A 23,964-nucleotide genomic window follows, 5' to 3' on the forward strand; every position below is an offset into this window, starting at 1 on the left:
AAAAGTAAAAAGTAAAAAGTAAAAAGTAAAAAGTAAAAAGTAAAAAGTAAAAAGTGTTCACAAATAAAAAACTTCTTTTAGTTTTAAGTAGTTCAATGCTCTTGTATTGGTTGCTTAGCAAAACAATTGATATATATCAGATTACTATAATAGGTGTGCTTTATGAAATTATTTGGCTTCCAATGTTAATATTGTTTATTGTTTTGCCAATACTAAACACCTATTCACTAATTAAAAACAAAAATTGTTTGATGTCCTATTTTAGTTTGGCGTTAAATATCATTACACTATTAATCGTTTTTTTAGTTTAATGAAAAACACAATACAACCTTGGATTCAAGCGGCTCGCTTACGAACGTTACCCCTTTCTATTTCTGGAATTTTGGTAGGAAGTGCGTATGCGTATTTCCAACATACATTTGAATGGATTATTTTTGTGTTGGCATTATGTACCACATTATCTTTTCAAATATTATCCAATTTTGCTAACGATTATGGCGATGGCATAAAAGGCACAGATGCCAATAGAATTGGCGAAAAACGCTTAGTGGCTTCGGGTGAAATTACTTCTACCCAAATGAAAAAGGCAATTATCATCAACTCGGTTGTAGCCTTTGTTTTAGCCGTAGCTTTAATTTATTTTGCTTTCGGACAAGAAAATTTTGTGTATTCGGTTACTTTTTTAGTTTTAGGAATGGCTTCAATTGCCGCAGCCATAAAATACACCGTTGGAAATAACGCCTATGGATACAGCGGCTTTGGCGATGTATTTGTTTTTATCTTTTTCGGGTTAGTAGCCGTTGTTGGAAGTAATTTTTTGTACTCGCAAAGTATCGATTTGAAATTATTTCTTCCCGCTACGGCTATTGGAATGTTAAGCACCGCTGTTTTAAACTTAAATAATATGCGCGACATTGAAAATGACCGAATCGCAAATAAAAATACGTTAGTGGTGAAGTTTGGATTGAAATGGGCTAAAAAATACCAACATTTCTTAATTATTGTTCCGTTTTTATGTTTGTTTGTCTTTTCAATAGGAGTAAACAAAATGGTCTTATTTAGTTTTTTAGTTTTTATTTTCTTTTTAAAACATTTAGAAAAAGTAAGAAAATCAACTTCTGCTGTAGATTTTGATCCTGAATTAAAAAAAGTAGCATTAGGAACATTTGTTTTAAGTATACTAATTTGGATTAGCTTTTTATATTAATAAAAACAATAGTAACTATGAAAATAACTTTTTACGGACACGCGTGCTTGGGCATTCAAATCAACGATATTCATATTTTGGTAGATCCATTTATTACAGGAAATGCAAAAGCGTCGCACATTTCTATAGACGAAATTGAAGCCGATTATATATTGTTAACGCACGCACATCAAGACCATATTTTAGATGTAGAAATAATTGCCAAACGAACCGATGCGGTAATTGTTTCTAATTATGAAATTGCTTCACATTATGGAACTAAAGGGTTTCATTATCATCCAATGAATCACGGCGGAAGTTGGGATTTCGAGTTTGGGAATGTTAAATACGTAAATGCAATTCATACATCTTCTTTTCCTGATGGGAGTTATGGTGGGCAACCTGGCGGATTTGTAATTGAAGGCGAGCATAAAAACATTTACATCGCAGGCGATACGGCTTTAACAATGGATATGAAATTGATTCCGCTGCGAACCAAATTAGATTTGGCTATTTTGCCTATCGGAAGTAATTTTACTATGGATGTGGATGATGCTATTATAGCTTCAGACTTTGTAGAGTGCGATAAAATATTAGGCTATCATTACGATACGTTCGGTTATATCGAAATTAATCACGAAGAAGCCAAACGTAAATTCTTCCAAAAAGGAAAAGATTTAATGTTATTAGAAATAGGACAAAGCATCGATTTATAAACTTTGGTATCAAAATTGCTGAATAATAGAAAAACTATTTCATGAAAAAAATATTCTTATTCCTGCTTATTACTCAAATTTCTTTTGCTCAAAAAGATGGTTTTTGGGATAAAGAACGCGCGTTTACTAAAGAAGTTAAACTTTCATCGGGCAACCGAACGTTAGTAAAAATTGACGACTTGCCTGAGGGTGCCTCTGAATTTGTATTCCGAATTTTATTAATTGATGAAAACGGAAAAATCACAAATAGCTTGGCATCTGTTTTAAAAGCCATACCCGATCCAACAGGTATTAGTCAAGGCGCTGCAGGAGCTCTTTTTTTAACCAATTCACTTTCTGGTGACGATACTTGTGTATATGGAATTTACACGTCTGAGAAGGCCGGAAATCAGTTTTTAAAAGACGGAAAGTTAGAAACGGCTTGTTATTTTAAAAAAGAGCCTATAAATAAAGACAGTAAAGTAATTTCTATTAAAAACACAAAATGTTTTGAAAACACACCAAATATTTGGTTTGCTTTTGAAAATAAAAATTGGGTATTAAGCACCAAAATAGTATTGGAAGTAGTCTCTTGGATAGATTATTCAGCCAGTAGAGGTTGGAATTTAGAAACAAAAAAAGAAATCGTTTCAATTGGAAAAAAATTAGATTGGTATAAAAAATCATCAAATGAAGCTGTTTTTTTAGCTCAATTTGTAGCAAGTTTTATAGATAAATATAAATATTCAGAGTACCAACAATTATTGGCTATTGAAAAAACAAAAGCGGTTAACGATGTACAAGAAATCGCTTTAAAAAAATCAAATCAATATGAAAGTTATTTGAATACCATTCGTGCAGAAGCCGTTAAGTTGTTTAAAGACAGCAAAGTTGACGAAGCCATTTCTATAATTCAGAATGAAATTATATTTAAAAAAGCATCCAATCATATCGATTATGGTTTATTGGGAAATTTCTACTTGTTTTCAAAACAATTTGCTAAAGCAGAGGATAACATAAACAAAGCTATAGCGTTAGATAAGAACGATTTAACACATCAATTGCAATTGGCTCACGTCTATTTATTTACAGATCGTATTTCGGAAGCTAAAGACCTTCATAGTCAATACAAAACGCAAAACATTGCCTCAAATACAAGTTGGGTAAATCAAACGAAATCTGATTTTTCTGAGTTTGAAAAGAAAGGCTTTCCAATAAATAATTTTAAAAAAATACTAAGAATAATTGAATAATTATTTCGCAGAGATGCACGAAGAATACGCAAAGTCACACAAATTTTGCGAATCTTTGCGAATCTTTGCGAAACTCTGTGTAACAAAATGAAAGCTACCTATAAAAAATACATCCTAAACTTTAAACGTCCAAGTGGCACTTCGCGGGGTGTGATGACGGAAAAAGAAACCTGGTTTTTACTCTTGGAAAAAAATGGTAAAATTGGAATAGGTGAGTGCGGATTGTTGCGAGGCTTATCTATTGATGACCGACCAGATTATGAAGAAAAATTGCAATGGGTGTGCGAAAATATTCATTTAGGTAAGGATAAATTATGGGATGTATTACTTGAATTTCCTTCCATTCAATTTGGTATTGAAATGGCATTTTTGTCTTTACAAGCTAAATCTCCATTTGAATTGTTTCCTTCTGATTTTACCAAATCGAAAGATTCAATTTTGATTAATGGACTGGTTTGGATGGGTGAGGAAGCATATATGAAACAACAAATTGAAGAAAAATTAGCGGAAGGTTTTACCTGTATAAAATTGAAAATTGGGGCTATAGATTTTGAAAAAGAATTGGGTTTATTGCGATTTATTCGTCAACATTTTGATGCAAAAACCATTGAAATTCGTGTAGATGCAAATGGTGCTTTTAATTCAAATGAAGCTTTAAATAAATTAAATCAATTATCTGAATTTAAATTATATAGCATTGAGCAACCTATTCAAAAAAACAACACTGACAAGATGTCAGAGCTATGCAAAACCACACCTTTTCCAATAGCGTTAGATGAAGAGTTGATTGGTGTTTTTAACTATGAAGATAAAGCAATGCTTTTAGACGCCATACAGCCACAATATATTATTTTGAAGCCTAGTTTTATTGGCGGAATAAAAGGTAGCTTAGAATGGATAGAATTAGCCGAAAAACGAAATGTTGGTTGGTGGATTACTTCGGCTTTGGAAAGTAATGTGGGATTAAATGCGATTGCACAATTTACATATACGTTGAACAACAAAATGCCACAAGGATTAGGAACCGGTGGTTTATATACCAATAATTTCGATTGCCCGTTAGAAATTAAAAACGGACAGTTATTTTATTCAAAGGATCGAAATTGGGAATTTAAATTGTAAGTTTACAAATAATTCCTATAAATTATACGTGTTATGAAGTTACTTTTATTACTTTTCTTTTGCTTTACTATGAATACAATTTCAATTTATGATTTTTCTAAAAACTCAAACGTTTCCGATTGGATAATAGTTGATGATGTTGTTATGGGCGGTCGTTCCAATGGTCGGTTTTCTATCGATGAAGATGGGAATGGCGTGTTTTCGGGTACAGTGTCTACTGAAAATTATGGAGGATTTTCGTCTGTAAGGTATCAATTTGACAAAATAAATACTACAGCAGACAGTAAAATTACTTTAAAAATAAAAGGTGACGGTAAAGACTACCAAATTAGAATTAAAGACAAAATATCAAAATATTATTCTTATATCACCACATTTAAAACTAATGGAGATTGGCAACAAATTAGTATTAATATGAAAGATTTATATCCTTCTTTTCGAGGTCAAAATTTAGATTTACCCAATTATAGTAGTAACTCTTTTGAAGAACTAGTTTTTTTAATTGGCAATAAAAAAAATGAGTCTTTTCAGTTAGTAATTGATAAAATTGAACTCAATTAGGTTTACGTAAATCTAAATTCGTAAATCGTAAATTACAATTTATTCATATTACTTGATAACGTTTCAATAAACTTAGTAATAGGTCCTTTTACCATCATTGCCATCATAGCGTTAAATTCACCTTCAAAAAACAATTGAATATCGGTTTCATTTTCAGAAATTGAAGCTATTTTTGCAGTTAAAGTAAACGGTAATTTACTTGATGCAGCACCTAAAATAATTTCTGAATTAGGCGTGCTTGCTTTTTTAACCAATTTAATTTCTGGCATACCTTTTAAGCCAAATTCAAAGCAATTTTCATCAATAACTTCAAATTTAGCCATATTTTCAGGCATTAATTTTTCGAAATTTTTAATATCTGATAAGGCATTAAAAATGTATTCAGCTGATTTTTCTACGTTTGTTTTTGGACTTTCTAAATTCATTATTTTGTTTATTTTTTTTCAGGTTTCGTAAATCTAAACTCGTAAATCTTAAATTCAAATTTACGCTTTATTTTTTGTAATTCAAATAATCTTGCAATAGTATTGTTGCGGCAATTTCGTCAATCAAACCTTTGTTTTGGCGTTGTTTTTTCTTTAAACCGCTATCAATCATAGTTTGAAATGCCATTTTTGAGGTAAAACGTTCATCTACGCGTTCCATTTTCATATTTGGAAATTCGGTATGAAATTGCGTTATAAATTTTTCAATAATTTCTGTGCTTTCACTTGGTAAACCATTCATTTGTTTCGGTTCGCCAATGATTACAGTTTCCACATTTTCTTTAGAAAAATAGGTTTTTAAAAAAGCAATTATATCTGTAGATGGAATAGTGGTAAGTCCGCTTGCAATAATTTGAAAGTCGTCTGTAACCGCAATTCCAGTTCGTTTTTGTCCGTAATCTATGGATAAAATTCGTGCCATTTCATTAATTTAAATACAAAAGTAAGTAAAACCCTATGTAAATATATGAATTAGTACAAATAAAAAATCTCACCTTGACCAATCAAGATGAGATATTAAATATATATTTCTGTATTTATTGTTTTGCAGTAGGTAAACTTTCTAAAATTTCCACTTCAAAAATAATATTACTGTTAGGTGGGATTACGTTTCCAGCACCTCTTTCGCCATAACCTAAATTTGCTGGAATAAAGAAAATGGCTTTATCATTGAAATTCATATTGTTAATTCCTTCTAAAAATCCAGGGATTAACCCCCCTTTGCTGCCGTATTTAAATGGAAAAGGTTGGTAACCGTTTTGGTTGGCTCTGTTTTGGTCAAATTTACCATACATTTTGTTAATGGCTTCATAGCTACTGTCAAAAAGAGTACCGTCTTCTAAATATCCTGCATAATGCACATAAATATCTTTACCTTCTGCAGGTTTTACGCCTGTTCCTTTTTGTAAGATGCTATATTGTAAACCTGAAGCAGTAGTTGTCGTTTTTGCTTTTAAAGCGGCTAATTCAGCAACTTTAGCGGCTAAAAGCGGACCTAATTTTTCTTTCATTTCTTTATCAGCAATGGCTTTTGCTTCTGCATCTTTTTGCCTTTTTTCAGCTTCTAATTTAGCTGATGATTCTGCTTTGATTCTGGCCTCTTCTAATTGAGCCGAATTAAGCTCAGTCGCTTTTTTATCTAATTCAGGTTTCATTTTCATATATTCTGAAAATACTTTTTCTGCATTGAAATTTTTACCTAATTTTCCTTTTCTAACAATTACAACTTTTTCAATTACATCATCTTGAGCAATGGCATCTACTACTTTTTGCCCTTCAATTACATGTCCAAAAACACTGTGCTTGTTATTTAACCAAGGTGTATCTTTATGTGTGATGAAAAACTGGGACCCGTTTGTTGCAGGACCTGAATTTGCCATAGAAAAAATTCCAGGTTTGTCATGTTTTAAGCTTGGATCAAATTCGTCTTTAAATTTATATCCAGGATCTCCCGCTCCAGTTCCTAAAGGACAACCACCTTGAATCATAAAATTCGCAATAACTCTATGGAATTTTAAACCATCATAATAGGGTTTTCCTTTTCTGTCGTTGGTTACATAGTCATTTTTACCTTCTGCTAACGTGATAAAATTGGCTACAGTAATAGGTGTTTTTTGAAATTCTAATTGTAAGGCAATTTTACCTTTATTGGTATAAATTTCTGCAAATACACCTTCCAAAACTACTGGTTTTGGTTTCGTATTTTTAGTTTGTGCCGAAGAAACAGTGGCAGTTATTGCACACAATAGTAATACTAACTTTTTCATTTTTAAAATAATTATTGTTTATCTAATAGTTCTACTTCAAATAAAAGCGTAGCGTTTGGTGGAATTGCACCATTGCCTTGTTCGCCATACCCTAGATGCCCAGGTATTAATAAGGCCATTTTATCGCCAAATTTCATATTTTCTAATCCTTCAATAAATCCCGGAATTAAGCCGGTTTTACTTCCGTAAGTAAAAGGAAAAGGTGCATATCCGTTAGCTTCTTTTCTGGCTACATCTAATACGCCATTTTCTTCGGCTACATTCGCATAACTTGTGTCAAACAGCGTGCCATCTACAAAAAATCCGGCATAGTGTACAAATACTTCTTGGCTATAAACTGGTTTTTTTCCTTTTCCTGAAGAAATTAATTTATAAATTAATCCTGTTTTGGTTTTGGTTCCTGTCGCTTTAATATCCTCAATTTGAGCTACTTTTTTGATTTTAACTTGCTCAAGAACTTTTTGTAATTCGACTTGTTTATCAAAATATTCTTTAAAGACTTTAACCGCATCGAATTTTTTAGCAGCATCACCAACTCTGATGATTTTTACAGTATTTATTTTATCGCCAACCACAATTGTACTTACAATATCTAATCCTTCTACTACTTCGCCAAAAACACTGTGTTTTCTATCTAAATAAGGTGTTTGATCTGTTGTTATGAAAAACTGAGAGCCATTTGTGTTAGGTCCTGAATTTGCCATAGATAATATTCCAGCTTTTCCGTGATTTAATTCTGGGTGAAATTCATCTTTAAATTTGTACCCAGGTCCGCCTTGCCCAGAACCTACAGGATCACCACCTTGAATCATTGGCGGATTTGCTTCGACTCTGTGAAAAGTTAATCCATCATAGAAGTGAATGCCTTTGTATTTTGAGTTCACATAATTATTTTTTCCTTCAGCTAATGTAACAAAGTTTGCTACGGTAAAAGGCACTTTTTCAAATTCTAATTTTATAGTAATATCACCTTTAGATGTTTCAATTAAAGCGTATAAGCCGTCTGATAAATTACCATTTTCAACTTTGCCTGTGCAAGAAATAAATAGCGTGCTAAAAAAAAGGAATGTTAGTATCTTTTTCATTTTTTTAATTATTCTGGGGTTTCTGTTTTTATTTCATTTAACGTTACGTGACAAATAATAGGCTGATTCGTTCCGATTTTTTTATCATCACCGTGATATCCGTATGCAGATTGTGAAGGAAAAATAAATTTCACCTTGTCACCTTTATGCATAAGTTTGATGCCGTTTCTTAACCCACTCATAATATTTTGTTTGTCTACATAATAGGTTTGTGTTTTTAATTCTTCGGCGGAATAAATGGTATTTCCGTATAAATCGGTAATTTCATAATCAAAATTCACTACATCGCCTTTTACTGGAAATACATTCTCAGTGCTTTTAGTTTCATAAGCATACCAAAAGCCTTTTTCTGAACGATTGTATATAAATGCAGTATCTTTTTGAATGATTTTTGTGATGGCTATTTTTTCTTGTTCATTCAACTTTTTATTTCTGTCAATGGATTCTTTCATAAAAGTACCTGATGATTGAGAAATAGGTTTACGCGCTTGTTTTTCAGAACACGAAGCAATGAAAATGGTTACAGCAACAAGCAAAATATTTTTGAATGAATTCATTTTAGTCAATTTATTTTTTTTCGATTGCTAAAATAGCAATAAATTTAGTTATTGTGTCTTCTAAACTATCAAAAGATTTTCCGCCAGCGGCATTTTTGTGTCCGCCACCATTAAAATGATTTCTGGCAAATTGGTTGACATCAAAGTCACCTTGCGAACGGAAGGAAATTTTAATAATTTTTTCTTCAGTAACTTCTGTAAAAAAAGCTGTAAAATCAATGTTCTTAATGGTTAAACCATAATTTACAATACCTTCCGTATCGCCTTTTTTAACTTGTAATTCGTTTTGTTCTTGTTGCGAAAGTGCAATATAACTGGTTTTGTATTCGGGTAACACTTTCATATTTGAAAGTGCTTTTCCTAAAATTTGAAGTTTATTATAATCGCCATTATCGTATAAATTTACGTGAATTTGTGAATTATTCACGCCAATATCAATTAAATTGGCTACAATACGATGCAAGTTTCCGGTAGTTCTTGGAAATCGAAACCCACCAGAATCTGTTGCGATTCCTGTATATAAACACGTGGCTGCATCTACATTTATGTAGTCGCCAAGTTCTAATTTTTGGATGAATTCATACACCATTTGACAAGTGGAACTATACTCAATATCTGAAAACATATATTTTGCATAGGTATCAGGTTTCTCGTGGTGGTCAATCATAAAAAATGTTGCAGAAAGTGTTTTTAAAACCGTTTCCATTCGCTCACCTGTACGATGAAATGCATTAAAATCTAAAGTAAAAATAAGTTCTGCTTCTTTTAAGATAGAAGTTGCTTTATTGGTATGCGCGCCTTCAAAAATTAGTGTTGCGTCATTTGTACCTGGAATCCATTGTAAATAATCTGGAATTTCATTGGGTACAACAACCGTAATTTGATGATTTAATTGTTTTAAAATATGATATAACCCAAGCGTAGAACTCATTGCGTCACCATCTACATTTCTATGCGGAATGATAGCAATTTTTTTTGGAGTTGCTAAGAGTTGTTTTATTTCAGAAATTTGACTTTCGTTTATATGTTGCATTAGTTAAATAGTTTTAAACCAATTAGTACACCAAAAAAACCAATAAAAATCGATGATATTGTGTATAAAAGCGCTAAGTTATAATTTTGATTTTGAATAAATTGAATGTTTTCTAAACTAAATGTTGAAAAAGTAGTAAATCCACCACAAAACCCAGTTATTAGTAAAAGTTTCAACGTTTCATTTTGTACATTATTTTTTTGAATATATCCAAAAAGTAATCCAATTAACAAACAGCCTAAGGCATTTGCAATGAAAGTAGCCCAAGGAAACTGAGTTGTACTGTTTTTAGTTAGAAAATAACTTAGTAAATATCTCACTACACTGCCAATTCCGCCTCCAAGAAGTACTAAAAATATATTTTTTATCATCGTTTTAAACTAAAATGTCCTTTTATAATTTTCTCGTTTGAAACTTCTATAACAAACCAATAATCTGTTGAAGGAAGCTTTTGATTATCGAAAGTGCCGTCCCAACTGGTGTTGGTTTTGTTAATTTCTTTTATGAGTTTTCCAAATCTATCAAAAATATAAATTTTACTGTTTTCTAATCCTTTTTTATCTAAATTTTTAATTTGCCAGATATCGTTAAAAGCATCTCCATTAGGAGTGAAAAATTTTGGATAGGAAATTGCGAAAAAAGTATCAGAAATTATTCCGCATTGTTCTTCTTTTACATAAATACGGTATTCTCCAGGTTCAGGCAAGTTAAAAAAGGGTGTGTTTTGAAAATTTACTCCGTCTATTGAATAAGTATAACTACCATTTCCAATAATAGTAATTAAAGCCGTTAAATTTTCCTCAAAATCATTTACTTCAATACTTGTAATAGTGGCAAGTTCAGAATTAATTACAGTATATGTTTTTGTATTTGTGCATCCATTCGCACTTGTTAACGTAACGATATAATTTCCTGAGCTTGAAACGGACATGGATTGCGAATTCTGAACAGTTAAAGTATTCCAATTATAAGTAGAAAAGCCACTTGGAGCACTGATTGTTGTTGCTGAATTATTACAAATATTTATTAATTCGGTTGGCAAAATCCCGCCAGATGAAATTACGTTTAGCGTAATTGGAATGTTAGAATAGCAATTTTCAAGCGAAGCAATTCTTGCATAAATAATTTGTTGATTTGGTGTCGTATTCGTAAAGTTTGCTGGTAAAGCAGTTGTTCCTGAGGGAGAATCAAATAATGCTACACTATAATTATTAGGTAAGTTATTAAAAATTTGTGTTTTAATGGCGTTCAAATCAAAGTCGGCAAATCCATCAGAATTCGTATCACAAGCTGTAAAACTGGTAGTTGATGTTGTTATGTTAGGCGCATATTCTATTTCAATTGAGCCTGTAATAACGCAAGTAGTATTGATGTTTATTTCTACAGAATAAGTTCCTGCTGAAGTTACGTCATAAGTGGCACTATTTGTTCCAACTTGATTTCCATTTTTGAACCATTTATAATTTGTAGCACCAGCTTGTGTGGCATTTAAAATTAATGTTTCGTTAGGGCATAAGGAATTTCCTGATGAAAGTAATCGATTAGGTCCTAAGTCTTTTTCTGATACAAAACTTCCGGCTTTTAAGAAAATCCCAGAATCAAATCGGGCATTTCCTTCATCGGCAATTACTAATTTTATGTGATATAAAGTTCCAGGTATTACTGCTGCTTGTGCCGTTAAAATTTTAGTTTGCCCATCATAAGTTGTGGGGTAATTACCTGTATTAAATGCGTCAAAATACGCTTCATTCGCAACAGGACAAATAGTTCCGCTTCCTCGAACCGTATTCACTCGCACAGGAATAGTTGTGTTTGGAATTAACGCTAAGTTTTGATAAGTAGTGGCAGTAGCTTCTTTAAGTAAAAAAGCAAAACCATCTGTATAACTACACTGATTTGCAGTTGGATTTAAAAGATATTGTTCGGATGCAAAAATATAATCAAAGCTGATAGTATTCGCATTCGGTATAAAATCGAATTCTAATACAGTAGCATTAAACGTATTAGATAGACTTAATGCAGTATTTAAATCGGAGTCACCATTCCATCCCATTCCAATACCTGAATCAGAAAAATTAGTATTAGGTCCAATTACGGAACTTAATTTTCCAGTACTTAAAACGATACCTTCTTGAAAAGGAAATACAGAACTATTAGCATTGAAATACCCAAAACTCATTTCACCCGCACTAAAATTCCCACCAGTTGCAGAAAAGTTACTTACAGATACACAACCACTATTGACTAAAATATTTTCAATTAGCTGTTGTGCTGTAAAGGTTTGATTTACAGTTATGTTTTGCGAAACGCCAACGTTAAATAAAACACCAAAAAATATAAATATTATTCTTTTCATAGCATCAGCAAAGATACTATAAATCTCGTTTTTTAAGGATGTAAAAAGATAATAATAAGAATAAACAGGTCCAAAATAGTACTATTACAATACTAACAGGCTCTACGGCATAATTTTTCTCTATAGTTGCGCCCACTGTAGTGGTAACCGATTTCACAAAATTTAATCTCGTAAAAGGCTCTACAATTAAATTTGACATCGATTCTAAAGGAAATAATTTTTTTAGAAAATCAATTGGAGTAGTGTCTTTATCTAAATGCGTATAGCCTAAAATTTGATATTTTAAAATCGCGTGACCAATATTTTCGCCTAAAAACCAAACAAAAATAAATCCTAATGTAAAAGCAGATCGTTTAATTAACAAGGCAAGAAATAAACAGAAAGAGAAAAACGCAACGTGTTTTAAAAAGTAAGCAAACAAATATTCTAAATCCGAAAAAATGATGCCTATCTCTGTAAAGGAAGAATATTTTAAACCTAAAATTAAACTAATTAGGAATACTAAAACTGTAGAAACGAATGAAAACAACAAAATGGTATATCCTTTTGATAACAGAAATTCTTTTTTAGACATTCCATCAATTAAGTTTTGTTTTAATGTACCATAACTGTATTCATTGGCAATCATAGAGACAATTATAACCGCTAAAAATAGCTTTAACCAAGACGCAATAAACGTGGTAAAGTGCCAAATATAGGGAAAGTTAAAAAATCCACTTTTTGCAGCTTCAAATTTAAATATACCAAAATCAAATTCAATTAAAGCTACCGTAGCTAATAAGGAAAGCGATAAAAAATAGATTATGGTTAATATTCTACTGGATTTGTTTTGCCAAATTTTTTGTAATTCTATAGAAAGTAATCTTTTCATTTTATTGGGTATAAGGTGTTAGGCGTTGGGTATAAGGTATATGGTTTAAGATTTTGGAATTTAAAATTTTACTTTTGTTTCGTTAATTCTAAAAACTGTTCTTCTAAACTGTGTTTTCTTTTCACTAAATGTGTAAGTGTGATATTTTGTTTAAATAAGTGCGAATTTAATTCTGATGCCTCTAAATTAGCATTTAAATACACCAATACTTTTGAATCCTCTTCTTCAATTTTGTCAATTTGTGGAAACGATTGTAACGCCGTTTTTAATTGAGCTAAATTATCTGATTCTAACTCAAAAAATCCTTCATTTGCTGTAATTTCGTCAACCGTTCCTTGGTATAAAGTAACCCCATTTCTAATTACAATTACATGAGAGCATACTTTTTCAACTTCGTCTAATAAGTGAGACGCTAACAGAATTGTTGTGCCCTGATTGGCAATAATTCGGATTAAATCTCTAATTTGTCTAATTCCTTGTGGATCTAAACCATTTGTAGGTTCATCTAAAATTAATATTTCTGGATCGTTTAATAGGGCAGAGGCAATAGCCAAACGCTGCTTCATTCCTAAAGAAAACGTTTTAAATTTGCTGTCTTTTCTTTCTAAAAGACCTACTAATTCTAATTTTTCAGAGACTTTAGTAAAAGGGATGTTTTTTATTTTGCAAACTAATTTCAAATTGTCTTCTGCTGACATGTATGGGTAAAAGTTGGGACGTTCAATGATGGCCCCCACTTTTTTTAGGGCTTCATGTGTAGTATGTGCCCCATCAAACCATTGAAATTCGCCAGATGTTTTGTTTACTACGTTTAACACAATGCCCAATGTAGTTGATTTTCCAGAACCATTAGGTCCTAAAATTCCATATACATTTCCTTTTTTAATTTCAATAGAAACATTGTTTACCGCGTGAACTTTGCCGTATTTTTTATGAAGATTGCTAATTTTTAATATAGTTTCCAATAGGTTTACATATTTAATTTATATGTAAGACGACAGAAACGTTATCGTGTTACACGAATTCGTTAAGAAATTTCGATTTATTTTTTCGAATAAAAGCAACAATTAACGCTACAACATCTTCCTCTTCTTCTGTAAAGAAAATTTCATCTAAGTCTTCCCAGCCGGAGATGATTTTTTCATCAAGTTTAGCAATAACTTCTTGTCTTTTTGCTGTGTTTTCGGAATATTTTACTGTAAATAATTGAAAAGCTTTGGTAAGTAATGTTGCTGTTTTAGGCGCTTCAATCTCTTTATAAGCTTGAATGATTTCAGTTGCAAAATCGCCGCTTTCATTATTGAAGAAATAATGTAAACCGCCTTCATTCATCGCAGCTTCAAAAATATCTACATGTACAAATATTTTTTCGGCGTGGTTTAAATCTGTTTTTTGTTTTTTATCCCAAATATGAGTACCAACAGCTTCAATAATAGCTATTTCGTCTTCTAATTGTAATACGGTTTCAATATTTTGCATATAAAAATGTTAAAGTTTGTTTGTTTTGTAAATTATAAAATTAGGTGTAAATAGTTGTACTAATATTTCTTAAAAAGTTCCAATAAATATTTCGCACCCACAAAAGGAGAGATTTCGTGTTGTAGTACTTGCTTTTTTACGGTTTTCAATTGTTTTATTATTTCTGGATGCTGATAAAAGCTATTTTTCAGTTGTTCGTTTATAGTTTCCATCATCCAATATTGGTTTTGCGCTTCCCGGTTGGCATTAAAATAACCAGAATCAGTTGTTTGAGAAATATAAGCTAAAATAATCGCATACACTTCTGTAATACCATCTGAAGTTATTGAGCTGCAGGTCGTTACTCTTGGTTGCCATCCCGAATCTTTCATAGGAAACAAATGCAACGCTCTGTTAAATTCTATTTGCGCCATTTTTGCCTTTTGGATGTTGTCGCCATCTGATTTGTTTATTACAACTGCATCCGCCATTTCCATAATACCGCGTTTTATACCTTGTAGTTCATCGCCAGCTCCCGAAATTTTTAAAAGTAAAAAGAAATCTACCATACTGTGCACGGCAGTTTCACTTTGTCCCACTCCTACGGTTTCTATAATAATCGTATCAAAACCACAGGCCTCACATAAAATTATGGCTTCACGAGTTTTTCGGGCTACTCCACCTAAACTTTCACCTGAAGCACTTGGTCGTATAAAAGCATCTTCATCTTTTACCAATTCTTCCATTCGGGTTTTGTCTCCCAAAATACTTCCGTGACTCAATGTGCTGCTTGGATCAATTGCCAAAACTGCAACTTTTTTTCCAATGTTGGTTAGGTATTTTCCAAACGCTTCTATAAATGTACTTTTTCCTACGCCAGGTACACCTGTAATACCAATTCGAACCGATTTATTCGCATAAGGCAAACAACCATTTATGACTTCGTTCGCTTTTTCAAAATGTATAGGGTTGGTGCTTTCAATTAAAGTAATAGCTCTGCTCAAAGCTACTTTATCGCCTAAAATAATTTTTTCAATCAACTCAGTTGCACTAACTTCTTGCTTTCTAAACGCTTGAATGTGCTTTGCTACCTGAGAACTTACTATTTCAGGTTTAATTATTCCGTCTTTTTCGGAAAGTGCAGATATTTTATTATTTTTACTCAATTAAAATTGCTTTGTGTAAAAGTAATAATTTTTTTTAAAAGAAGCCATTCCTGCTATCCGCTAAATCTTTTTATTTAAGTTACCTTCGAGTGCCTCAGGCAACTTAAATAAAAAGGATACCGCTCCTATCAGGGCTAAGGCTTTAGTTTTCAAAAGAAGTATATTTAATTTCAAAAAATAAAAAAACTATTTACTATTCGATTTATTCGAAATTTAGTCCAATAAAATACAAAATTATGAATTTCAATACCGAAGCTTTTCAAAAATTAACCGCAATTGTAGGCGAAAATTATATTTTTACAGATGCCGAAACACTATCGCATTTTGGTCACGACGAAACGGAAGATTTGTCTTTTCCGCCGCAAGTAGTTCTTAAACCAGCAAATGCACAAGAGATTTCTGAAATTTTAATTGTAGCCAATCAATATAAAATTCCAACTACACCAATAGGTGCAAGAACAGGGTTAAGTGGTGGCGCATTGTCCATTCTTGGAGGAATTGGCTTATCGTTAGAACGATTAAATAAAATTATAGAAATAGACGAAAATAATTTGCAAGTCACTACCGAACCAGCAGTAATTACTCAAGTATTACGTGAAGCAGTAGCTGAAAAAGGTTTGTTTTATCCAGTAGATCCTAGCAGTATGGGAAGTTGTTGGATAGGAGGTAATGTTGCCGAAAATGCAGGTGGGGCACGTGCTGTAAAATATGGTGTAACTAAAGATTATGTATTAAATTTAGAAGTGGTTTTACCTACAGGTGCTATTATTTGGACAGGTGCCAATACATTAAAAAATTCCACAGGGTATAACCTTACCCAATTGATGGTGGGAAGCGAAGGTACTTTAGGGATTGTAACCAAAATTGTTTTAAAACTAATACCGAAAAACACACATAATGTATTGCTTTTGGTTCCATTTTATAATGCTTCGCAAGCTTGTGAAGCGGTTTCTGCAATATTCAGAGCCGGAATAGTACCGAGTGCATTAGAATTTATGGAGCGTGATGCCATAGATTGGTCGGTTACCTATTTAGACGGTATTTCTGTTGATGTAAAACCAGAACATCAAGCCCATTTATTAATTGAAGTAGATGGTAATTACCCAGAAATTTTAATGCAAGAAGCAGAAAAAATATTGGAAGTGGTAGAACAATTTGAAATCGATGAAGTATTATTTGCAGATACAGAAGATCAGAAAAATGCCCTTTGGAAAATGCGAAGAGGTGTAGCTGAAGCTGTAAAGGCAAATTCTATTTATAAAGAAGAAGATACGGTTGTACCAAGATATGAACTGCCAAAATTATTAAAAGGAATTAAAGAAATTGGTTCAAAATACGGATTTCAATCGGTTTGTTATGGACACGCTGGTGATGGAAATTTACACGTAAACATTATCAAAGGTACTATGTCTGACACCAATTGGAAAATAGAAGTACCAAAAGGAATCCGAGAAATTTTTGCATTAACAGTTTCTCTAAAAGGAACTTTATCTGGAGAACACGGTATCGGATTGGTACAAAAAAACTATATGGATATTGCTTTTAACAAAGGTCATTTAGAACTTATGGAAAGAATAAAAGCCGTTTTTGACCCAAATAATATATTAAATCCTGGGAAAATTTTCCCTGATGAGTTGTAAAAGTTTTATTTTTTTAGATATTCCAACAAAACAGGATCTGCGTTTTTAAACGTATTGTCCATTTCAGTATTAGTGGCAATTCGTTTTTTGTTTAATTTTATCAGAATATCTTTTTCTGTAGTGAATAAAATCACAGTTAAAAACGGATTGTTTAGGTATTGATTTAAAAGCATCGCTACATCTTCAATTGGTTTAATTTCAATAATTTCCTCCGATAGATATCTAAACGTTACATTGAATTTTAAAGTGTCATTATCTACAATCGTACGTAAATATATATTTGTTAATTCCGTTTTTCCAATGGTTTTCCCTAAGGTTAACTTTGCAAAAGTTCCATTCGACAAACTGGTTTTTAGGTTTTCGTATATAGCATTTATTTGTTCAGAATAACTCATTCAATTTTTTTTGTAAAAGTACTAAAAGTTACGAATAAAAAAATCCTCAATTATTGCTAATTCAGGACTTGTTTTTTTAATCTCGTTTTGGATTGTTTTTTTTATCTCTTTTTTCTTCCTTTTTTTCTTTAGCGGTTTTTAAAGGTTCCTTTTTTTGTACTTTTTTTGCGTCTTGACTTTTAGCCATAATTTTTGAATTTTCTAATTACTTCGCATTATTCGTTTTGTAAATATAACTTCTTTTATTGAAGTTCAACCTATCTAAATCTGGTTTTATTAATTTTTAAAAATAAAATGTAACACAATAATTTATTAATCTTTCAATTTTGTCTAAAATTATTGAAATAGACTATATTTGCACCTCAAAAATCCAAACATAAATATGGGACTTATTAAAATTTTTTCTGGAAAAGAAACAATTGCTAAAAAATTACAAGCTGCTGTTGAAGCCGAAAATGTAATGGTGACACAACGAGAAAACAAACAAAATTCAGGAAATACTGCTATAATTGAATTGTTTATTGAAGAAGATGATTTCATGAAAGTGAGAGACGCAATTGAAGATTTTAAAATGAATATGTAATTGTAATAACTAGTGATTAGTAACTAGTGAAAAGTTTTATATAATTTACAAATCCTTAGACCTTTAACCCATTATCCAAAACCTTTTACCTTAAAATAAAATGATTACAGTTAATGATATCGCCGTTGAATTTGGCGGAACCACTCTTTTTAGCGAAGTTACTTTTGCTATCAATGAAAATGACAAAATTGCCCTTATGGGTAAAAATGGCGCTGGAAAATCAACCTTATTGAAAATTGTTGCAGGCGAAAGCAAAGCCTCACGTGGTAGTATTTCTGCACCAAGCGATGCGGTAATTGCGTATTTGCCACAACATTTATTGACTTCAGACAATTGTACGGTAATGGAAGAAGCTTCTAAAGCTTTTGCTGAGGTGCTAAATATGAAAAAAGAAATTGGCGAAATTAATGACCAATTAACCATCAGAACGGATTATGAAAGTGATGCGTATATGAAATTAATTGAACGCGTTTCTGAACTTTCTGAAAAATTTTACGCCATTGAAGAAGTCAATTATGAAGCCGAGGTAGAAAAAGTTCTAAAAGGTTTAGGTTTTGAAAGAGAAGATTTTTCTCGATTGACGAAAGAATTTTCAGGTGGATGGAGAATGCGAATTGAATTGGCTAAAATTTTATTAAAAAAACCAGATTTAATTTTGTTAGATGAGCCAACCAATCATATGGATATTGAAAGTATTCAATGGTTGGAAGATTTTTTAATTAATTCGGCAAAAGCGGTAATGGTAATATCGCACGATAAAACCTTTGTAGACAATATTACAAATCGTACTATTGAAGTTACAATGGGTAAAATATACGATTACAAAGCCGTATATTCTGAATATTTAGAATTGCGAAAAGACCGAAGAATTCACCAACAAAAAGCCTTTGACGAACAACAAAAATTCATTGCAGATAATCAAGCATTTATAGATCGTTTTCGTGGTACATTTTCTAAAACAGATGCGGTTCAATCTCGTGTTAGAATGTTAGAAAAAATTGTACCAATTGAAGTGGATGAGGTCGATACATCGGTATTGAAGTTGAAATTCCCACCATCGCCACGATCTGGACAATATCCAGTGGTAGTAGAAGGATTATCCAAAAAATACGGCGACCACGTTGTTTTTAAAGATGCGAATATGGTTATTGAAAGAGGGCAGAAAGTAGCTTTTGTTGGAAAAAATGGTGAAGGAAAATCTACTATGATAAAAGCCATAATGAAAGAAATAGAATTTGAAGGCAAATTAGAAGTGGGACATAATTCTCAGATTGGTTATTTTGCACAAAATCAGGCCTCATTGTTGGATGGTGACATGACAATTTTTGAAACAATAGACCAAATTGCTGTAGGCGATGTTCGTACAAAAATTAAAGATTTATTAGGTGCATTTATGTTTAAAGGTGATGATATTCAAAAGAAAGTAAAAGTGCTTTCTGGAGGAGAAAAAACACGTTTGGCAATGATAAAATTATTATTAGAACCTGTGAATGTCTTAATTTTGGATGAGCCAACCAATCATTTAGATATGAAAACCAAAGACATTATTAAAGATGCTTTACGCGATTTTGATGGCACGTTAATTTTAGTGTCACACGACCGTGACTTTTTAGATGGTTTGGCAACAAAAGTGTTTGAATTTGGAAACAAACGCGTCAAAGAACATTTTGAAGACATCAAAGGATTCTTAGCTTTTAAGAAAATGGAAAGCTTGAAAGAAATTGAAAAATAGAAATATATTATTTAAATAAAAAAAGCTCCAAAAGGAGCTTTTTTTATGCGTTTTTATAATGTTTAAAAGGAAATAATAACATTCCAAAACATTCTCCTTGATCTTTTCCAAGATGTTTATGGTGCATTTTGTGAGCACGTCTTAAGGCTCGAGCATATTTGTTATTTGCGTTTCTGAACAATTTAAATCGTTGGTGAATAAATATATCGTGTACCAAGAAATAGGTCAAACCATAAGCAAAAATACCTAAACCAATTGCCAATCCGAAAAATAAAATTCCGTTTTGCCATAAGAAGAAAAATGTCATGCTTACCACAGCATAAAAAATAAAAAACGCATCGTTTCGTTCAAACCACGAATCGTGGTCTTTTTTATGATGATCAGCATGTAAACTCCATAAGAATCCGTGCATTATAAATTTATGTGAAAACCACGCCATAAATTCCATTATAAAAAATGTTAAAAGAAACACTACAATATATAACCACATAATTTTTTAATTAAAAGTTTTACTGCAGATTAAAGTAATTTCAATCTATATTTCACATAACAACGAGCTAAAAGTTCTGCTTTTTCATAATCTGGCACTCTAATTCTTGTGTTTTTTATTTCTGTTGAAGGTGTCGTTTTTAATCTTTTCAATAATCTTTTGTAATATCGGTATGCCGTATACACACCAAATTTAGCTTCAACAGGTAATCGTAAAATACCTTCATATGCCATTTTAAAATCGGCTTCTATATCTTCAATAATTTCCTTTTTAGACGTTTCTGTTAGTTTGTTCAAATCGGTGTTTGGAAAATAAGTACGATTTAAACCTTCAAAATCCGCTTTTAAATCTCTTAAGAAATTTACTTTCTGAAAAGCAGAGCCTAATTTCATCGCAGATTCTTTTAATTCTTCATATTTCTTTTCATCACCATTTACAAAAACCATTAAGCACATTAATCCAACTACATCAGCACTACCATAAATGTATTCTTGATATTCTTCTGTAGTTTTGTATTCTTGTTTTACTAAATCAAGTTTCATACTTTTCATAAATGCAGCAATTAAATCTTGACTTATATTGTGTTTGTTTACAGTATGTTGAAAGGAATTTAAAATAGGATTTAAACTAATTTTATCCTGAATGGCATCCTCTAAATCTTTTTCAAATTTTTCAAAAAGTATTTCTTTATTATAGTCATGAAAACTATCCACTATTTCATCCGCAAATCTAACAAAACCGTAAATATTATAAATATCTTGCCTAATGGAAGGAGCCAACATCTTTACTGCAGAAGAAAAAGAGGTGCTATATGCTTTAGTAACTTTAACGCTACATGCGAAAGAAACAGTATCAAATAATGCCTTCATATTATTGGTATTTTTTTATTAATTGAGAAACTAACTTTCCTGATATCAATGCAGGAGGAACACCAGGTCCTGGCACGGTTAATTGCCCCGTAAAATATAAATTTTTAACTTTTTTACTTTTTAAATTTGGACGAAGAACAGCAGTTTGTAATAACGTATTCGCCAATCCGTATGCATTGCCTTTGTATGAATTATATTCTGATTTAAAATCTTTAACACAAAAAGATTTTTTAAAGATAATATTTTTTCTAACATTTTGTTGAGTAATTTGCTCAAAACGACTTATTATTTTTTCAAAATAGATTTCTCTTACTTCTTCAGTATCTTCTAAATCTGGTGCAATTGGGATTAAAAAAAAGCCATTTTCACAACCCTTTGGAGCGGTTTCTTTATTTGTTATGGAAGTAAAATTCGCATAAAATAAGGGATCTGTTGGCCACTCGGGATTGTCGTAAATTTCAACAGCATGTTTTTCAAAATCCGAATCAAAAAATAAATTATGATGACATACATTTTCCAGTTTTTTATCAAAACCAACATAAAATAATAGGGAAGAAGGTGCAAATGTTTTTTTGTTCCAATACGCTTCAGAATATTGTCTATTTTCAATAGGTAATAAAGTTTCTGTATGATGATAGTCAGCTCCCGAAAGTACTACATCTGCTTTTAAAATTTTATTATTTATTTCTATACCTGTAGCTGTATTATTTTCAACACTAATTTTAGAAATAGCCGCATTTGTATGATAGGTTACGCCTAATTCAGTTCCTAATTTCACCATAGCTTGCACTACATCGAAAAAACCATTTTTGGGTTGCCACGTTCCTAAACCAAAATCTGCATAATTCATAAAACTATAAAATGATGGTGTGTCTGAAGGTTTTGCCCCTAAAAATAAAACTGGAAATTCTAAAATTTGTTGTAAGTTTTTGTTTTTTATTTTTTTACGAACATCTCTTTTAATATTTGAAAAAAATTGGTCGATTTTTAATGCTGTTTGCGGTGTAACTAATTCAAAAATACTTTCGCCAGGTCTATATACTAAATCCTTTATGGCAATTTCGTAATTTTTTTTAGCGTTGTCAATAAATTCGCTTAATTTTTTACCGCTTCCTTTTTCTAATTTTTCGAAATCAGATATGATAGTATTTAAATCGTCAGATACATCAAAGTGTGTGTTGTTTTCAAAAAACACTCTATAGCCAGGATTTAGTTTTTCTAAACTATAATAATCTGAAGGTTTTTTATTAAAATCTGCAAAGAAACTTTCAAAAACATCTGGCATCCAGTACCAAGATGGCCCCATGTCAAACGTAAATCCGTTTGTAATGAATTGTTGTGCACGACCTCCTAAGCTGGTGTTTTTTTCAAATACAGATACTTTATTACCCTCTTTTGCTAAATAACAAGCAGCAGCTAAAGATGAAAATCCAGATCCTATAATGTATATTGATTTTTGCATTAATTTTATTTGTGTGTTTTTTTGAAATGGAACCTAAATTGTGTACAAGAAATCTTTAACATTTTCAAAAGATCTAATGTTTTTCGGAAGTTTGTTATTATCCAGAATTTGAGCTTTTCTACCAAAAATAAAAAGTTCGTTTGAGTTGTCTTTTAAAATAGTATTTTTAAAAGTTTGGATATAATTTTCAATTTCATCTTCAATCGGTTCTACAGTTAAATAAGTTATGTATGTTATTTTCTTAAAATGATTATTTAATTCTAATAAATTTTCAATTGGTAAACTTCTTCCTAAATATATCGAATGATGCCCTTTTGTAATTATTTCATGATGAAGAAATAAGAGACCTAAATCATGAATTTCTTTAAAAGGTAAATATAAAATATAGGTTTGATCCGAAACGCTATTTTGTTTAATTTGATATTTTTCAATTTCAATTAATATTTTTTGTTTAATTAAATGAGATATAAAATGTTCGTGAGCAGGTGATATTGTGTTTGTAGTCCATAATATGCCTATTTCTTCTAAAAGAGGTATAAATGTTTCGAAAAATACTGTGCTAAAACTTTTCTGACTAAGTAATTCGTTATAAGTTTTTACAAAAAGTGGCTGATCAAAATTTAACATCGCCATTTTAAAACTACTTAAAACGTGATTGTTAACTGTTTTTTCGGTTTGAATTTTAACAACAAATTTTTCAATTTCTGTTTGATTTAGTTTAGATATTTTAGAAATTTTATATCCAAAATTGGTTAACAAAACCACATTTAATAGTTTTTGAAGATTTTTTAAATCGTACAATCTTATATTAGTATCTGTTCTCATGGGCTCAAGTAAATTGTACCTTTTTTCCCAAATACGAATAGTATGAGCTTTAATACCTGAAAGGTTTTCCAGGTCTTTAATACTGAATGTAGATTTTAGGTTGTTCATTTTTTCTGTAAAAAGTTTAAACAAAATTACGAAAAAATTAACAACTCTACAATAAAAAGTGATAAAATTATATGAAACAAATATAAATATGTGACCATAATGGGATTCGAACCCATACGCCTTGCAGCACCACCCCCTCAAGATGGCGAGTCTACCAATTTCTCCACATGGCCAAAAATAAAAAAAAGAAGCTAAGCGGTTGCTTAACTTCTTTTAGTGACCCCGCTGGGATTCGAACCCAGGACCCCTACATTAAAAGTGTAATG

At 31.3% G+C, this 23,964-nt stretch carries 25 protein-coding genes and 1 tRNA gene; 8 read left to right on the plus strand and 18 right to left on the minus strand.

Features of this window, described 5'->3' with window-relative positions; all coding sequences use genetic code 11:
• Positions 1-310: 310 nt before the first annotated feature.
• The 5 genes from menA to ABWP78_RS08485 all read left to right on the plus strand — a co-directional run bounded on the left by menA (position 311) and on the right by ABWP78_RS08485 (position 4,817).
• Positions 311-1,207, plus strand: a complete 897-nt coding sequence (gene menA, locus ABWP78_RS08465; protein WP_353170516.1) for a 1,4-dihydroxy-2-naphthoate octaprenyltransferase — start codon at positions 311-313, stop codon at positions 1,205-1,207.
• 17 nt (positions 1,208-1,224) lie between these two features.
• Positions 1,225-1,902: a metal-dependent hydrolase gene (locus tag ABWP78_RS08470; protein ID WP_353170518.1), complete on the plus strand. Its 678-nt coding sequence runs from the start codon at positions 1,225-1,227 to the stop codon at positions 1,900-1,902.
• A gap of 41 nt (positions 1,903-1,943) precedes the next feature.
• Positions 1,944-3,134: a tetratricopeptide repeat protein gene (locus ABWP78_RS08475; protein ID WP_353170519.1), complete on the plus strand. Its 1,191-nt coding sequence runs from the start codon at positions 1,944-1,946 to the stop codon at positions 3,132-3,134.
• A gap of 87 nt (positions 3,135-3,221) precedes the next feature.
• On the plus strand, positions 3,222-4,256 hold the full coding sequence (locus ABWP78_RS08480) for an o-succinylbenzoate synthase (protein WP_353170521.1): 1,035 nt from the start codon (positions 3,222-3,224) through the stop codon (positions 4,254-4,256).
• A gap of 69 nt (positions 4,257-4,325) precedes the next feature.
• Entirely contained in the window at positions 4,326-4,817 is a 492-nt protein-coding gene (locus tag ABWP78_RS08485) for a CIA30 family protein (protein ID WP_353170522.1), read from the plus strand.
• A gap of 32 nt (positions 4,818-4,849) precedes the next feature.
• On the opposite strand, the gene ABWP78_RS08490 is transcribed toward ABWP78_RS08485, so the two are convergent.
• The 12 genes from ABWP78_RS08490 to meaB form a co-directional block, all read right to left on the minus strand.
• Complete coding sequence (locus ABWP78_RS08490; RefSeq protein ID WP_353170524.1) at positions 4,850-5,242, minus strand: SRPBCC family protein; 393 nt, start codon at positions 5,240-5,242, stop codon at positions 4,850-4,852.
• 67 nt (positions 5,243-5,309) lie between these two features.
• Positions 5,310-5,723, minus strand: coding sequence for a Holliday junction resolvase RuvX (gene ruvX, locus ABWP78_RS08495; RefSeq protein ID WP_353170526.1), 414 nt, complete (start codon positions 5,721-5,723; stop codon positions 5,310-5,312).
• Between the two features lie 115 nt (positions 5,724-5,838).
• A complete protein-coding gene (locus ABWP78_RS08500) occupies positions 5,839-7,068 on the minus strand; it encodes a peptidylprolyl isomerase (protein ID WP_353170528.1) in 1,230 nt (409 codons plus the stop codon).
• Positions 7,069-7,079: 11 nt separating this feature from the next.
• Positions 7,080-8,153: a peptidylprolyl isomerase gene (locus tag ABWP78_RS08505; RefSeq protein ID WP_353170529.1), complete on the minus strand. Its 1,074-nt coding sequence runs from the start codon at positions 8,151-8,153 to the stop codon at positions 7,080-7,082.
• Between the two features lie 8 nt (positions 8,154-8,161).
• Complete coding sequence (gene gldI / locus ABWP78_RS08510) at positions 8,162-8,710, minus strand: gliding motility-associated peptidyl-prolyl isomerase GldI (protein ID WP_353170530.1); 549 nt, start codon at positions 8,708-8,710, stop codon at positions 8,162-8,164.
• Positions 8,711-8,720: 10 nt separating this feature from the next.
• Positions 8,721-9,734: a DHH family phosphoesterase gene (locus ABWP78_RS08515; protein WP_502905483.1), complete on the minus strand. Its 1,014-nt coding sequence runs from the start codon at positions 9,732-9,734 to the stop codon at positions 8,721-8,723.
• Between the two features lie 8 nt (positions 9,735-9,742).
• Positions 9,743-10,114: a fluoride efflux transporter CrcB gene (crcB, locus tag ABWP78_RS08520; RefSeq protein WP_353170534.1), complete on the minus strand. Its 372-nt coding sequence runs from the start codon at positions 10,112-10,114 to the stop codon at positions 9,743-9,745.
• A complete protein-coding gene (locus tag ABWP78_RS08525; protein ID WP_353170536.1) occupies positions 10,111-12,099 on the minus strand; it encodes a T9SS type B sorting domain-containing protein in 1,989 nt (662 codons plus the stop codon). Before ABWP78_RS08525 ends, crcB begins: the two co-directional genes overlap by 4 nt.
• A 16-nt stretch (positions 12,100-12,115) precedes the next feature.
• On the minus strand, positions 12,116-12,970 hold the full coding sequence (locus ABWP78_RS08530) for an ABC transporter permease (RefSeq protein ID WP_353170538.1): 855 nt from the start codon (positions 12,968-12,970) through the stop codon (positions 12,116-12,118).
• Positions 12,971-13,038: 68 nt separating this feature from the next.
• Entirely contained in the window at positions 13,039-13,935 is an 897-nt protein-coding gene (locus ABWP78_RS08535; RefSeq protein ID WP_353170540.1) for an ABC transporter ATP-binding protein, read from the minus strand.
• Between the two features lie 49 nt (positions 13,936-13,984).
• Positions 13,985-14,449, minus strand: a complete 465-nt coding sequence (locus ABWP78_RS08540) for a DMP19 family protein (protein ID WP_353170542.1) — start codon at positions 14,447-14,449, stop codon at positions 13,985-13,987.
• Between the two features lie 59 nt (positions 14,450-14,508).
• Positions 14,509-15,594, minus strand: a complete 1,086-nt coding sequence (gene meaB, locus ABWP78_RS08545) for a methylmalonyl Co-A mutase-associated GTPase MeaB (RefSeq protein WP_353170544.1) — start codon at positions 15,592-15,594, stop codon at positions 14,509-14,511.
• Between the two features lie 236 nt (positions 15,595-15,830).
• Here meaB and ABWP78_RS08550 point away from each other — a divergent pair, with 236 nt between their 5' ends.
• Complete coding sequence (locus tag ABWP78_RS08550) at positions 15,831-17,234, plus strand: FAD-binding oxidoreductase (RefSeq protein ID WP_353170546.1); 1,404 nt, start codon at positions 15,831-15,833, stop codon at positions 17,232-17,234.
• Positions 17,235-17,239: 5 nt separating this feature from the next.
• On the opposite strand, the gene ABWP78_RS08555 is transcribed toward ABWP78_RS08550, so the two are convergent.
• Positions 17,240-17,629 (minus strand): hypothetical protein, encoded by a 390-nt coding sequence (locus ABWP78_RS08555; RefSeq protein WP_353170548.1) that lies wholly within the window; start codon positions 17,627-17,629, stop codon positions 17,240-17,242.
• 382 nt (positions 17,630-18,011) lie between these two features.
• Between ABWP78_RS08555 and ABWP78_RS08560 the strand changes: the two genes are divergently transcribed.
• Both ABWP78_RS08560 and ABWP78_RS08565 read left to right on the plus strand, forming a co-directional pair.
• Entirely contained in the window at positions 18,012-18,212 is a 201-nt protein-coding gene (locus tag ABWP78_RS08560) for a DUF2007 domain-containing protein (protein WP_353170549.1), read from the plus strand.
• A 100-nt stretch (positions 18,213-18,312) separates the two neighbouring features.
• Positions 18,313-19,944, plus strand: a complete 1,632-nt coding sequence (locus ABWP78_RS08565) for an ABC-F family ATP-binding cassette domain-containing protein (protein ID WP_353170551.1) — start codon at positions 18,313-18,315, stop codon at positions 19,942-19,944.
• Between the two features lie 43 nt (positions 19,945-19,987).
• Here the strand turns inward: ABWP78_RS08565 and ABWP78_RS08570 are convergent, their stop codons facing one another.
• The 5 genes from ABWP78_RS08570 to ABWP78_RS08590 all read right to left on the minus strand — a co-directional run bounded on the left by ABWP78_RS08570 (position 19,988) and on the right by ABWP78_RS08590 (position 23,871).
• Positions 19,988-20,434: a sterol desaturase family protein gene (locus tag ABWP78_RS08570; protein ID WP_353170553.1), complete on the minus strand. Its 447-nt coding sequence runs from the start codon at positions 20,432-20,434 to the stop codon at positions 19,988-19,990.
• Between the two features lie 29 nt (positions 20,435-20,463).
• A complete protein-coding gene (locus ABWP78_RS08575) occupies positions 20,464-21,303 on the minus strand; it encodes a phytoene/squalene synthase family protein (RefSeq protein WP_353170555.1) in 840 nt (279 codons plus the stop codon).
• Position 21,304: 1 nt separating this feature from the next.
• A complete protein-coding gene (gene crtID / locus ABWP78_RS08580; protein ID WP_353170556.1) occupies positions 21,305-22,765 on the minus strand; it encodes a bifunctional phytoene desaturase/3,4-desaturase in 1,461 nt (486 codons plus the stop codon).
• 33 nt (positions 22,766-22,798) lie between these two features.
• Complete coding sequence (locus ABWP78_RS08585; protein WP_353170558.1) at positions 22,799-23,698, minus strand: MerR family transcriptional regulator; 900 nt, start codon at positions 23,696-23,698, stop codon at positions 22,799-22,801.
• A 91-nt stretch (positions 23,699-23,789) separates the two neighbouring features.
• A tRNA-Leu gene (locus ABWP78_RS08590) sits at positions 23,790-23,871 on the minus strand.
• Positions 23,872-23,964: the final 93 nt, after the last annotated feature.

It is taken from the genome of Flavobacterium sp. (assembly GCF_040402955.1).
In the GTDB taxonomy this organism is placed as follows: Bacteria; Bacteroidota; Bacteroidia; order Flavobacteriales; family Flavobacteriaceae; genus Flavobacterium.